The organism is Streptomyces sp. SDr-06, assembly GCF_003324565.1.
Lineage (GTDB): Bacteria > Actinomycetota > Actinomycetes > Streptomycetales > Streptomycetaceae > Streptomyces.
In genome coordinates this window covers 284,009-296,851 of record NZ_QOLA01000003.1, presented here as the reverse complement: position 1 = coordinate 296,851, position 12,843 = coordinate 284,009, and the positions used below count along the sequence as shown (strand labels likewise).

The 12,843-nt window shown below is 68.4% G+C and carries 9 protein-coding genes and 1 pseudogene; 6 read left to right on the top strand and 4 right to left on the bottom strand.

Features of this window, described 5'->3' with window-relative positions:
• Window positions 1-294 precede the first annotated feature (294 nt).
• Complete coding sequence (locus DT019_RS09775) at window positions 295-2,259, bottom strand: alpha-L-fucosidase (protein WP_114036317.1); 1,965 nt, start codon at window positions 2,257-2,259, stop codon at window positions 295-297.
• 1,524 nt (window positions 2,260-3,783) lie between these two features.
• On the opposite strand from DT019_RS09775, the gene DT019_RS09770 reads away from it, so the two are divergent.
• From DT019_RS09770 to DT019_RS09755, 4 genes and pseudogenes are all read left to right on the top strand, one after another.
• Window positions 3,784-4,620: an aldo/keto reductase gene (locus DT019_RS09770; RefSeq protein ID WP_114036316.1), complete on the top strand. Its 837-nt coding sequence runs from the start codon at window positions 3,784-3,786 to the stop codon at window positions 4,618-4,620.
• A 450-nt stretch (window positions 4,621-5,070) separates the two neighbouring features.
• Window positions 5,071-6,453 carry a S8 family serine peptidase gene (locus tag DT019_RS09765; protein WP_114036315.1) on the top strand — a complete coding sequence of 461 codons (1,383 nt, stop codon included), beginning with the start codon at window positions 5,071-5,073 and terminating at the stop codon, window positions 6,451-6,453.
• Window positions 6,454-6,533: 80 nt separating this feature from the next.
• A pseudogene (locus DT019_RS09760) lies at window positions 6,534-7,004 on the top strand (RICIN domain-containing protein).
• A gap of 203 nt (window positions 7,005-7,207) precedes the next feature.
• The gene (locus DT019_RS09755) at window positions 7,208-7,909 is read left to right on the top strand and encodes a hypothetical protein (protein ID WP_223279372.1); all 702 of its coding nucleotides are present in this window, start codon (window positions 7,208-7,210) and stop codon (window positions 7,907-7,909) included.
• A 120-nt stretch (window positions 7,910-8,029) separates the two neighbouring features.
• Here the strand turns inward: DT019_RS09755 and DT019_RS09750 are convergent, their stop codons facing one another.
• Together DT019_RS09750 and DT019_RS09745 are read right to left on the bottom strand one after the other, a co-directional pair.
• Window positions 8,030-9,085 (bottom strand): S1 family peptidase, encoded by a 1,056-nt coding sequence (locus DT019_RS09750; protein WP_114036314.1) that lies wholly within the window; start codon window positions 9,083-9,085, stop codon window positions 8,030-8,032.
• Window positions 9,086-9,462: 377 nt separating this feature from the next.
• Window positions 9,463-10,191, bottom strand: a complete 729-nt coding sequence (locus DT019_RS09745; RefSeq protein WP_114036313.1) for a TetR/AcrR family transcriptional regulator C-terminal domain-containing protein — start codon at window positions 10,189-10,191, stop codon at window positions 9,463-9,465.
• 144 nt (window positions 10,192-10,335) lie between these two features.
• Between DT019_RS09745 and DT019_RS09740 the strand changes: the two genes are divergently transcribed.
• The gene (locus tag DT019_RS09740) at window positions 10,336-10,656 is read left to right on the top strand and encodes a hypothetical protein (protein ID WP_114036312.1); all 321 of its coding nucleotides are present in this window, start codon (window positions 10,336-10,338) and stop codon (window positions 10,654-10,656) included.
• 68 nt (window positions 10,657-10,724) lie between these two features.
• Here DT019_RS09740 and DT019_RS09735 read toward each other — a convergent pair whose 3' ends face one another.
• Window positions 10,725-11,669 (bottom strand): AraC family transcriptional regulator, encoded by a 945-nt coding sequence (locus tag DT019_RS09735; protein ID WP_114036311.1) that lies wholly within the window; start codon window positions 11,667-11,669, stop codon window positions 10,725-10,727.
• Between the two features lie 172 nt (window positions 11,670-11,841).
• On the opposite strand from DT019_RS09735, the gene DT019_RS09730 reads away from it, so the two are divergent.
• The gene (locus DT019_RS09730; protein WP_114036534.1) at window positions 11,842-12,666 is read left to right on the top strand and encodes an NmrA family transcriptional regulator; all 825 of its coding nucleotides are present in this window, start codon (window positions 11,842-11,844) and stop codon (window positions 12,664-12,666) included.
• The last annotated feature ends 177 nt before the right edge of the window (window positions 12,667-12,843 follow it).

Sequence of the window (12,843 nt, the reverse complement as noted above, 5' to 3'; positions counted from 1 at the left end):
GAGCTCGCTGCGGGCTTGGGGTGCACGGGGGCGCTGGGGATGTACTGCGGGCTTCGTCAGATCGGCGCTGATCGGGGCTAGCTCAGGGCGGTGCGAAGGCGTGCGGTCCAGGGGTGTTAGGAAGGCTTCCTAACACCCCTGCATCGCAGCGCCTGCAACGCCTGTTGTCAATGCCCCGCGTGGGCCCAAATCCCTTTCGCCGTACAGGAGTTGCTTTAGGCAAGGCAGGGTGGACCGGGGTGGCGGCTCGACCGCCACCCCTGCCCCCTCGACAGGAGCCGCCCCCCGGCGGCCCTACCGAAGTTTCTGCTCAGCCCCCTTCGGGGGACCCGAGTTCGGAACGCGGGCGAGGCTGGCATCGGAGTTCACGAGCGCGGAAGCGAGAGCGCTCTCAGGCCCGTAGGGGTCCATAGCTGCCGACGGACCGGACGCCACGGAAGCGCTCTCAGGACGGGCAGGCACCCCCGAACCCGACGACGCGTAAGCGCCCCCGAGCCACGCCTCGTCGATTCGCAGGCGCTTGTAGCGTGCCGTGTCCGTCGCGGTCGCGTACGTACTCGTCACCTCCAGGCGGACATGACTGGTGGAGACGGCCGGAATGTCGATGAAGGCGACTCCCCGCGCGCTTGGCAGGGTGCCGGACTTCACCGGGCTCCCCCAGCTCTTGCCGTCGGCGCTGACGTACACCCTGTATCCCTTGATCCGCGCCGACTGCTCGGTGTCCGAGCGGGCGTAACTCACCGAATCCTCACGCTGGTTGATGCCCAGGTAGCGGACGGTCCGCGCCGCGTCCAGATTGAAGTCGAGCCGGACAGGGAGGGTCTTGTTGTTGTCCCAGTAGGTGAGGTAGTCGGCATCGGCGGCGGCCGCCGCACCATGGCCACTCGCGGACGCCGAGGCGCTCATCGCGTACGCGGACGGGGCGATGACCCCCACGCGCCCCCGCGCTGTCACCTTGAACACGGTGTCGTACGGGTCCCAGTCGGACAGCCCCGTCAGGCTGAGTGTGCCGTCGGCCTGGCTGTATGGAATTGCCGCGCCCGTACGGAGGTTGGTGACCGCGGTCACCTGGTAACCGTTGTCCCGCAGCTTGAGGGTGGACGTGCCCGGCGGGGTGATGACGTGGATGTACTGGAGGACGGGATCGGTCTTGCTGATGGTGGTGACCCCCTGGGCACCGTCGTTCCAGACGCCGGGCTTGAGGCCGCCGTACAGGTAACCGCCGCCCTCGACCCCGTGCAGGGACGCCCAGATCGGATCCAGATAGCCGTTCGCGAAGTCGTTGAAGGCTGCCTGGTTGGATGGGAACTTCCCGTTCACCTGAGCCGTTTCCGCCATGAGGGCCTTCACCGACGAGCCAGCGTTGGTGATCAGCCTTCCCAGAGTGAGTTTCTTGTCCACGGCCGGGTTCGTGCCGTCGTACCACCAGGCGCCCGTGGACGGCAGCTTGAAGTCGGCCTCGGTCAGGCGGGGCTGCGCGGTATAGAGCGCCTGCGGGTAGTCGTACGACGGCGTCATGCCCGTCTTCTGCTCATTGCTGATCATGTCCATGATCGGCGTATCTTCGTTGTTGTTGCTGAGCGTGTAGGCGGGGCGCTTCTGGTAGATCTGCTGGTACAGGTTGTGGCTCAGCCAGTAGTCGTTGTCGTTGTCGATCCAGAAGCCGCCGAGGTCCGGGTAACGGCCCATCACCTCGAAGAAGTTGTCGTAACTGAACTGACCGAAGCCGTCGCGGGTGGTCAGGTCGACCTGAGTGCCCTTGTATGCCGAGTAGCCGGCCGAGTCGAGCCACTCGTGGCCTCCATCGGCGTGCCATTGGGGATCATCCGTCATGTACAGGATGGTCTTGAGGCCTTTGGCCTTCGCTGCCGCGATCAGCTCTCCGAGGAAGTCGCGCTTCGTGGAACAGCTGCCAGGGATCTTGGAGGGCCATGGCCTCGCGTAGCCGAGGCGGCTGTGGAACGTGGCGAGTACGAGGTACTGGGCATGCAGTTTCCGCGCCTCGTCGACCCAGTAGTCGGGGGTCCAGCCGCCGGTCGTGACATCGGATTCCCAGGCCGAGCAGTTGGTGTGGGCGGGGGCGGTGCGTTCACCCCAGTGCAGGAACAAACCGGAGGTGGAGGCACGCAGGAAATCCTGACGCGGGTTCTGCAGATCGGCACGGGCCGGGGCCCGGAGCGAGAGGGTGCCGAGTATCAGCGCCACCACTAGCAGGAGCCGTGCGACCAAGCGGCCGCGCCTGTCTGAGAGCGTTCTCATGCGGGTCCGTCCAAGTGATCGAGGCCGGGCGCACCCTGGGCGGAGGGAGCGGTCGACCGGGTGGTGGCGCCTGTGGTCAGCTGGATGTTCGGGGTCTAGGCCGCCCAGCGCCGTACGGTCCCGCCGCCGGGGGCGTTCGCCGCGGTCCCCGCCCTGTCGACAGCCCGGCTGTCTTCGGCGAGCCGTCTCGCGTGGCCCCGTAGTCCTTAGTCCTTGAGGTTGAACATGGCCGCGCTCGGGACTGGTTGGCGATCGGCCATGTGAGTCTTCATAGAGAGCACTGCGCGTGTTGCGCTTTGGATCGGCGGTAACGCAGTGGCCGGGCGCACAAGGACGTGGGTCGTGGCTGGCTGGACGAGGGTGGGCGCGGCGGTGGGGCTGCGCCAGAGGCGGTAACCCGACGAAGGGCAGCCCGGCGAACGTGAGCCACCTCCTCGCGTACGGGCGCATGTACGTACCTCCCTGGGCGGGCCGTCAGACAAGTTGACAGCCCCGTGGGTTGGTCAGCAGCAGGTAGGTGCTTGGGTAGGCCCCGAGGTCTCGCCGAGGGGTGTAGATGCCTCACCTCGGCCGGAAACCGTCGGCGAGAAAGGTGTCGCCCCCGGTCACCGCCCTGCCGGTGACCGTCGTGCCGCCGCTCCTCCGAATCCAACGCACCGAGCCCGCCGTCTTGTCGCCGACTTTGATCTGGGCGTCGCCGTCGGCCCACCTGTCGTGCCGCGATTCGAGGTTGAAGCAGCCAATGGGGTTGGTTTGACGGAGAGTTGGAGTTCGATGGTCTGCACGCGTTCACCCGACGCGGTGGCTGCACGACGATGGGCGAGGTTCCGTTGCTGGCCTGCTTCATCTGCATGATGCGGGTGAAGGCGGTGGTCGCCTTGAGCAGGCTCGGGTTGAACATCGGGTGCGTGGCCCTCCAGATCCGGCCCGGCAGCCAGGGTGAGTGCGCGCCCTTGCGAGGCCGGGCCACGCAACGTTCCGCTGCGGGACCCCGCCACCCGCCGCGATGCCGCCCACCCGCAGCAGCATGGCGGCCCGCCTACCGATCGGCGTGGAAGTAGCGGGTGGCGTCGAGAGCGCTCTCGAAGCCCGTGCACTCGGGGGTCGACCGGCCCGCGACAGTCGCGGCTGTCTCATCCGATGTTTCCTGCATGTCTTTCACTGATTGCACCAACCTTCCTGAGAGGTGGGTTTAGGAGTGAACGATGTACGGCGCGGACAGGCGCAGTTAGCTGGACGGGAAGCACCATGTTGTTCACATGAGTGTCCATTGTTCAGGCACGTGCCCTAGCGTCGCGTCTTGTCGAGGCCTGGTCAATGGTTTGGACCGAGGAGGTCGGAGCTGTATCGGCCCAGTAATCCGGCGGCAGTGGTCACCAGTTCCTGAGCGGCGAGTCAGGAGATGTACTGAGCCGCTGGTCAGGTGCGATCGGGTCGGGATCGGGTGGGCCCGTTGGGAATGCGTCGCTCCGCTCGTTCGTTGACGATGGGAGTACCAACCGACGACGTAAGGATCGACCGCTCGTGAGCAAGGTCCCCTCCATCACCCTCAACAACGGCGTCGAAATGCCGCAGCTCGGCTTCGGGGTCTGGCAGGTGCCGGACGACGAGGCCGCGAAGGCGGTCGCGACGGCTATCGAGTCCGGGTACCGGAGCATCGACACCGCCGCGATCTACGAGAACGAGCGAGGCACCGGCAAGGCCGTCGCCGCCTCTGGGGTCGCCCGCGAAGACCTCTTCGTCACGACGAAGCTCTGGAACTCGGAGCAGGGCTACGACTCGACCCTGCGGGCCTTCGACGCCTCGCTCGACAAGCTCGGCCTCGACTACGTCGACCTGTACCTGATCCACTGGCCGGTGCCGGCCAAGGACGCGTACGTCGACACGTACAAGGCGTTCGAGAAGATCTACGCCGACGGCCGCGCGAAGGCGATCGGCGTGTCCAACTTCCAGCCGGTGCACTTGGAGCGGCTGCTCGGCGAGACCTCGGTGGTCCCGGTCGTCAACCAGATCGAGCTGCACCCTCAGCTCGCCCAGGTGGAGTCGCGTGCGCTGCACGCCAAGCACTCCATCGCGACCGAGGCCTGGTCGCCGCTCGGTCAAGGCCGGGGCCTGCTTGAGGTCCCGACCGTGGTCGCGATCGCCCAGAAGCACGGCCGTACCGCCGCCCAGGTGGTGCTGCGCTGGCATATCCAGATCGGCAACGTCGTGATCCCCAAGTCCGTGACGCCTTCGCGGATCAAGGAGAACATCGACGTCTTCGGTTTCGAGCTCGACGCGGACGACCTGGCCGCTCTCGCCGCGCTGGACGAGGGCAAGCGCCTCGGCCCGAACCCGGCAGAGTTCAACCTCGGCGCCTGATCACACACCCGATCGGACACAGACATCTACGCGGCTGACATCGCGTGCGGCTACGCGCCACATGTGGGCAGCACACATGTGCCGACGCCACACGCTGGCCAGGCATATGGGTCCGCCCTGGGGCGACGCCACACCTCGGTGCTGGTGCCGTAGAAGTCCGGGGGAGTCACATATGGCGACGACATACACGTCTACCCCACACGCTCTGAGCGCACACACACGCTGATCACCGTGTGAAGAAGGGGCGTCACCCGATCAAGTCGAGTGACGCCCCTTTTGTCGTTTTCCGGACGCAGGTTGGTCAGGTACCAACCAAGAATGTTCATTCAAGTGCGCCACCCAGGCAAAGCGTTCGACATCAAGCGATAAATCCTCTTGTCCTGCGCATGACCTTCCCGATGGGATCGCGACGACCGCCCCGCGCGGCTTCACCCCACTCAGGGAGCATTCATGCGCATAGCCCGCCCCCGGACTCGTACCGCAGCAGCGACAGTTGGGGCCACCGCCCTTGCCGCCGCCGCGGTGATAGCCACCCCGCTGTCCGGGTCCGCCACTGCTGCACCTGCCGTCCCGCAGGTAAAGCCCGTCCCGGCCGTCGCCGGACACCTGCTCGCCCACTCGACCAGTGGCCCGCTCAGCACCGAGCAGTGCCAGGCCAAGTGGAAGATCGCCTGCTACGGCCCGCTGCAGTACCGCCAGGCGTACAACCTGAACCCGCTCTACAAGGCGGGCATCACCGGCAAGGGCCGCACGATCGTGATCGTGGACTCCTTCGGCTCGCCGACGATCCAGCACGACCTGGACGTGTACAGCAAGCAGTACGGCATTCCCAGCAGCAAGGTCGACGTGGTCAAGTGGGGCAACGTACCCACGTGGGACCCCAAGAACAAGGACATGACCGGCTGGGCCGGTGAGTCCACCCTCGACGTCGAGATGGCCCACGCCGTGGCCCCCGACGCGAAGATCATCCTGGTCGAGACCGCGGTCGCGGAGACCGAGGGCGTCACCGGTCTGCCCGAGATGATGGATGCCGAGAAGCACCTCATCGACCGTGGCATCGGCGATGTCATCACCCAGAGCTTCGGCGCCACGGAGAACACGTTCCCCGGCTTCGACAAGGGTGACTTCTCCAGCATCAAGAACCTGCGGTATGCGTTCAAGGACGCGGCGGCCCACGGTGTGACCGTGCTCGCCTCCTCCGGTGACGGCGGTGCCACCGACAACACCGCGGACGGCAGCGGCTACTACAAGGAGCGCGTGAACTCCTGGCCCTCGTCCGACCCGCTGGTCACGTCGATCGGCGGCACCCAGCTGCACCTCGACGACAAGGGCAACCGCCTCAGCCCTGAGAGCGTGTACAACGACAACGGTTCGGGCGGCGGCGGGCAGTCGCACGTCTTCCAGCGCCCCTCGTTCCAGAACGGCGTGCGCGGCATCGTCGGCAACCGGCGCGGCACCCCGGACATCTCCATGGCGGCCGCGGTCAACGGCGGCGCCTGGGTGTACTCCAGCTACGACCCGACCGCCGTCGGCTGGGACGTGTCGGGCGGTACGAGCGAGGCGAGCCCGCTCTTCTCCGGCATCGTCGCCCTCGCCGACCAGGCCGCCGGCCACCGCCTCGGCAATATCAACGAGGCGCTGTACTCGCTCTACAAGCACGAGGGGTACAAGCCGAGCTCCGGCCTCGTGGACGTCAATGACGGCACGAACAACAGCTACCAGGGTGTCACCGGCTACACCGCGGTGAACGGCTACGACATGGCGACCGGCATCGGCACCATCGACGCTGCCCACTTCGTGAAGGCGCTGGCCCGCGAGAGCCGTCACCACTGACGGCACCGCACCACGGCCTGACGGTGCCGCCGCCCGGATTCACGGGCGGCGGCACTGTCGCGACCGTATCCTTCGGGATCATGAACGACACCCAGAACCCCACCCTGCCCGAGGGCCGCTATCTCGTACGCAACGTCGGCAGCGGCCTGCTGCTCGAGGTGTACGGGAACGCCTAGGGCAGCGGGGCCAATGTGCAGCAGGGCAAGGAGAGCGGTTCCACGGCGCAGCAGTGGCACATCTCCCCCGTGCACAGTGGCGGCGGGCTCTACCACCTGGTGAACGTGAACAGCGGCAAGCGGCTCGACGTCGCCAATGCCTCCACCGAGAACGGTGCCAACGTCCAGCAGTGGAAGGCGAACAACTTCGGTGCCCAGGAGTGGCTCGTGGAACGGCACTTGGACGTGCCGGGGCGGGTCACCCTGGTCAGTTACATCAGCGGTCTGCTCCTGGAGGTCGCCAACGGCTCGGCCGAGGAAGGCGCGAACGTACAGCAGTGGGAGGACACCGACTCCCCCGGCCAGTGGTGGGAACTGGAGCCCGTGGACGAGTAGCACGCCGCTGGGCGGGCCGGACACGCACGTCGCGAGAGCGCTCTCATCTCCTCGCGGCCGCACGATCCCGGCCCCACTCGGGAGCGGCCGCGCATGCGTGTGCGACGAGGTCCTCACGGAACCCCGGACACCAATCCACCGTCAACTCCGATGACACGGCTCCGTGTGCAACGCGAGCGAACGCCGCAAGAAGAGGTACAAGAGTGACTCACGGGAACGGGCCGAACCGGCGGACCCTGCTGCTCGGCTTGGCGCTGGCCGCGCCGGTCGTGGCTGCGGGCTGCGACGGAAGCCACGACAAGAAGTCCGGGGCGAACAGTTCCCTGTCGGCCGCTGCCGTGCCGTCCGACACCGGGCACGACACCACGATCATGATCATCAGGCATGGCGAGAAGCCCTCCTCGGGCGATCCGGGCTTCGACGAGGCCGGTAAGCAGGACAAGAAGTCCCTGACCCGACGGGGCTGGGAGCGCGCTCACGCGTTGCCCCGCCTGTTCACCGCGCCCGCCTCCAACAGCGGTTCGCCTGCCGGTTCACAAACGGCCCTTCCCCGCCCTGCAACCATCTACGCCGCGACGGATCAGGGCCCGCATGCCGGTGCGCATCGGATGCGCCAGACCGTGACACCGCTCGCCGAGGCCCTCCATCTGCGGGTGACCACCGACTTCCCCGAGGGTGGGGAGAAGGAGCTGGCGGCCTCGGTGCTGGCGGCGACGGCGCCCGTCCTCATCTGCTGGGAGCACTCCAGGATCCCGCCGATCGTCGACGCCCTGGGCGCAGCGCACGTGGCCGGGGTCCCTGCGAAGTGGCCCGACCGTTTCGACCTCGTGTGGGTGTTCACGCGCCGAGCCGGCACCTGGGCGTTTCGGTCGGTGCCCCAGCACCTGCTGTCCGGCGACGCCTAGAGAGCGCTCCCAGCGCCGGCCCCGGGACCTGGATCCCCGCGCCGTGAACGCACTGCACCCCTTGCCGTTCGAGAGCGAACGGCAAGGGGCAGGTGAGCGCAGAGGTTCTCGCAGGTCAGCTCAGCCGATCTGCGCTCCGTACGCCTGGAGCGCGTCCGGTACGGGCTGGAAGAACGTCTCGCCGCCCGAGCTGCAGTCGCCGCTGCCGCCGGAGGTCAGGCCCAGGGCCGTACCGCCGTCGAAGAGCGAGCCTCCGCTGTCGCCGGGTTCGGCACAAACGGTCGTGTCGATCAGGCCGTCGACCTGGCCCTCCGCGTACGTCACGGTCGCGTTGAGGCCGGTGACCTGGCCTCCTTGGACGCCGGTGGTGGAACCGCTGCGCTGGACCTGCTCGCCCACCGTGGCGTCGCCTGCGCCGCTGATCGGCTGGGAGGAGCCGTTGTACAGATCCACCGCGCTCGGGTGGTCGATGTTGTTCGTGTAGCGCACCAGGGCGTAGTCGTGGCCCGGGAACGTGGAGGCCTCCGTGACGCCGATCTCCGAACCGCCCTGCTGGTCCGACCAGCTGGAGACCGCGTTGCCGCAGTGCCCGGCGGTCAGGAAGTACGGCTGCCCGCCGACCGTCACGTTGAAGCCGAGCGAGCAGCGGGCGCTGCTGCCCCAGATCGCGTCGCCGCCCGCGATGAGGGGCTGGAAGCGTCCGGCCGTTCTCTTCAGGGTCACCGTGTCGCCGAGACTTCGCACCACCTTGTCGAGCTGGGCGAGCCGGCTACCGGTGACGGTGCGGTCTGCCTTGACGACCACCTTGTTGCTGACGGGGTCCATCGACCAGGAGGTGCCCGGTATCGAGGCCTTGACCTTCAACTCCTGCCTGGATGCGTCCAGTTGGGCCATCGAGTGCTTGACCGTGCGAGCTTCGGCGCCCGCCTTGCGGACGCTGTCGGCGGTCGCGGCGTCGACCACGTTCACCACGAGTTTCTTGCTCTGCGCGTCGTAGAACGAGCCTGCGGTGCGGCCCGCGAGAGCGGTGTCGATCCGGTGTGCCAGCTGCCCGGCCGCTGCGGCGGACTGTGTGGCGGAGTTCGGTGCGGGGGCGGCATCGGCACTCTGCATCGTCAGGGTCGCGCCGAGCGCCAGGGCTCCCGCGGCGGCGGTGGCCGCACGTCGGCCTGACATCCATCGCTGCTTCAACTCACAACCTCCTGTGGGGGGTTGAGCCCGGCAACGGGTTTTTCGCCGGGCCCGTTGGGGCGCGATGACCGGGTCACGCGGCGACCGGGTTCTCCGGCAATCACCGCCGTCCGTGCCAACTCGCCGCGTCGAGTATCCGTACCCTCACGTCCTCCCGACAAGCGAAGAACTCGCCTGTTCAGTAAGGGAGTTGGGGGCCATTGAGAGTGAGAGGGGGTGGTGCGCGGAGAAATTCGAGCCGTGCGTGAAGGAACGAGGGTTGTTCGTAAGGAGGTTGAGGTGGAATTGCCACGAGAGGGCCATGCGGCGGGATCACCTCTGCGGGACGGCTTCGACGGGGCGGGCCCCGAGGCGACCGCGGATCAGTCCCGGGACAGTTCGCGGTAGCCGGACAGGATGATGTCCACGGTGCGGTCGAAGCGCGCGGCGAAGTCGAGGCCGACACGGGTGGCCGTCACCTCGGCGAGCAGGGGAAAGCGCTCCGGGTCCGGTGCCACGTCGTCCAGGTCGGGCGCGGCGGCACGTTCGCCCGGGGTGTGCCCGGCTTCGGCGAGGGTGTGGCCGATGACGAACGTGGCGAGCGAGTTGACGATGTCCGTCGCCGGGCCCAACCCGAGACCCGCACCGGTCAGGGCAGCCAGCCACTCCTCCAACAGGACCAGATCCTCGGCGGAGCTCAGCGGGCGAGTCGCGATGAGCGGCAACACGCCCGGGTGGCGGAGGAGTTCGGCCCGCAAGCCGACCGCGAAGGCCCGGGCCCACTCGGTCCAGCCGGCCGAGGCCGCCCCAGCCCCGGCCCCGGCCCCAGCCCCAGCCCCAGCCCCAGCCCCAGCCCCAGGCGACGATGCGGTCGGGGTGCCGTGGGGCAGCCCGGCGGTGGCCCGACGTACCACTCGTCCGACGAGCGCGTCCAGCAACTGCCCTTTATTGCCCACGTGGTGATAGAGCGTCATGGCCTCGACCCCGAGCTCGGCGCCGAGCTTGCGCATGGTGAGCGCGGCGACGCCTTCGCGGTCGACGAAATCCAGCGCCGCGTCCAGCACCTTGTCGCGACTGAGCCCTGCTTTGGGTCGCGCCCGTCCGTCCGCCATCAGGTCCTTCTCCCACCTCTTGACGATTCTTACGCCGTAAGGGCACTGTATCCCTGTCGCGAAACTTACATCGTAAGAATCGAGCACCACCCACGATCCCAACCGGGCATCGCGGGCCAAGGCATCCGCTTCCGGAGGTTCACCATGCTGCTCGGCACTTCACTGCGCCGCCTCAACGACGGCGTCGACTACGCCGCCTTCCGCCAGGCTTGGCTACCCGACGAGACCTTTCCCGGCGACCCGCGCCGCGTACTGAGCGCTCTCAACCTCGAAGACCCTCAGGAAATCCTGACGTGCGCGCTCATAGACGCCGAGCCTGGCGACACCCCGGCTTGGATGGAGCGCATAGCGGCAAGCGAACAGCGCCGGATGGACCGCCTCGCGGGCCTGGTGGGCCCACCGCTCGGGGGCGGGGTCTTCCGTGTGGTCGGTAACGACGATCTCTCCCAGCACATCCGGGCCTGAAAGCGCTCTCACAGCCTGCCGGGGCCCTTTGCGAGCCAACTCGGTCGAGGCGTGGCTAAGGGGGACGCTCAGGTGCCCCGCTTGCACAGGGCCCGGTGCTCCTGTGGGCTGATACCGCGAACCCGTTTGAAGGCGGCGCTCAGCGCGAACGCCCCGCTGTATCCGACCTGCCGGGCGATCGCCTCCACGGTGGCATCCGTCTCGCGCAGCCGGTCGGCGGCCAGGGCCAGGCGCCAGCCGGTGAGATAGGCCATGGGCGGCTCCCCCACCAGCTCGGTGAAGCGCCGGGCGAATCCCGCCCGCGACACTCCGCACCGTGCGGCGAGCGAGGCAACGGTCCAGGGGTGTGCGGGAGCGTCCTGCACCAGCCGCAGGGCGGGCCCGACCACGGGATCGCCCATCGCCCGGTACCAGGCGGGCGCGTCCGCGCCCGGCCGCGAGAACCACGAGCGCAGCACCGCGATGAGCAGCAGATCGAGAAGCCGGTCCAGGACGACGCTCTGGCCGGGCTGGTCGCGGGAGATCTCCTCGTCGAGCAACGGCATGAGCGAGCAGTTCCACTCCTGGGCGGTCAGCAGCAGCACCGGAGGCAGGGCGTCGAGCAGCCGCCCGCTGATCTCGCCCTCCATCAGGTAGGTGCCCACCAGCATGGTGGCCGAGCCGTCCAGGGCGTTGCCCCACGTGCGTACGCCCAGGTCCATGGAGGCTGAGAGCGCTTCCCCGCGCAGAGTGGTGCAGGTCGCGCCGGGGCCGATCCGCGCGAAGGGAGCGAGATCCAGTGCGTGGGTGACCGTGTACGGGTCGGGGCCGCGCGCTATGACGATGTCCCCGGGAACGATGTGCACCGCGTCGCCGCGGTCCGGCACGATCCAGGCCTCCCCCGCCGTCATCGACATCAGGGAGATGGGCGCCCGGTCCTCGATCCGCACGGACCACGGGGGTTCCATCACCATGCGCAGCAGGAAAGCTCCTCTGGCGCGTGGTCCGTCGAGCAGTCCGGCGAGTGCGTCCATGAGGTCAGCGTAGAGCGTGCGGAGCGGTCCAGGAGCTGGACGAACGCGTATGGGAATTGGCCCTTGGCGCATGGAGAGTCCACAGCCGCTCGATGACGCTGGAGCCATGACGAACAAGACGGACAAGAGGCAAATCCCGCAGCTGGCAGACGACTTCAAGGAGGCGTACGGCATGGACGAACGCACGGTGCTGGTGACGAGTGGTACGGGAAAGACGGGCCACCGGGTCGTCGAGCGGCTGGCCGCTCGCGGGGTGCCGGTCCGGGCGGGGTCCCGGAGCGGGGAGGTCCGCTTCGACTGGGCGGACGACTCGACCTGGGCCGCCGCCCTGCGAGGCACGTATGCCGCGTACGTCGCCTACTATCCCGACCTCGCCGCACCGGGCGCGGTGGACGCGATGCGCCTGTTCGGGCGGCTCGCGGCGGCGAACGGGGTGCGCCGGGTGGTGCTGCTCTCGGGCCGGGGCGAGCCGGAAGCAGCCCTCGCCGAGAGCGCTCTCCGCGAGGCGTACGCAGACCTCACGGTGGTCCGTGCCGCGTTCTTCGCGCAGAACTTCAGCGAGGGCCCGATGGTCGACGGCGTCCTGGCGGGAACGGTGGCCTTTCCGGCCGGTGAAACCGCCGAACCCTGGGTGGACGCTGATGACTTGGCCGACGTCGTGGTCGCCGCCCTCACCGAGGAAGGCCACCTGGGGCAGACCTACGAACTGACCGGCCCGCGGCTGCTCACGTTCGCGGAGGTCGCGGCCGAACTCTCCCGCGCCACGGGTCGCGAGATCCACTACGCGCCGGTGTCGGGCGCCGAGTACGCGGAGATGCTCACGCAGTACGGGATGCCCGCGCCCGAGGCGCAGTGGCTCGCCGGGTTGTTCACCACGCTGCTCGACGGCCACAACGCGTCGACGACGGACGGTGTGAAGCGTGTGCTGGGCCGCGAGCCCCGCGACTTCGCGGACTTCGCGAGGAGCGCGGCAGCGGCGGGTGACTGGCACGTCTGAGCTGGTACGGCCGGGGCCCGAAGCGCGGGGTCGGAGCGGGCGGGGCGGACGGGGGTCGGCCCACCTGCCCCGGCCCCGTCCCGGTCGTGGCCCCGAGCCCCTGGTCCGGCGGGCAGCCGCCCCGGCGAGAGCGCTCTCGCCAGCGGGTGCCGAGGTCGATCAGATGCGAAGAGGTCC

Excerpts from the sequence above, each read along its gene's own strand:
- DT019_RS09750 (WP_114036314.1), bottom strand. The coding sequence starts at position 9,085 with ATGTCAGGCCGACGTGCGGCCACCGCCGCCGCGGGAGCCCTGGCGCTC.
- DT019_RS09765 (WP_114036315.1), top strand. The coding sequence starts at position 5,071 with ATGCGCATAGCCCGCCCCCGGACTCGTACCGCAGCAGCGACAGTTGGG.
- DT019_RS09740 (WP_114036312.1), top strand. The coding sequence starts at position 10,336 with ATGCTGCTCGGCACTTCACTGCGCCGCCTCAACGACGGCGTCGACTAC.
- DT019_RS09775 (WP_114036317.1), bottom strand. The coding sequence starts at position 2,259 with ATGAGAACGCTCTCAGACAGGCGCGGCCGCTTGGTCGCACGGCTCCTG.
- DT019_RS09730 (WP_114036534.1), top strand. The coding sequence starts at position 11,842 with ATGGACGAACGCACGGTGCTGGTGACGAGTGGTACGGGAAAGACGGGC.
- DT019_RS09745 (WP_114036313.1), bottom strand. The coding sequence starts at position 10,191 with ATGGCGGACGGACGGGCGCGACCCAAAGCAGGGCTCAGTCGCGACAAG.
- DT019_RS09735 (WP_114036311.1), bottom strand. The coding sequence starts at position 11,669 with ATGGACGCACTCGCCGGACTGCTCGACGGACCACGCGCCAGAGGAGCT.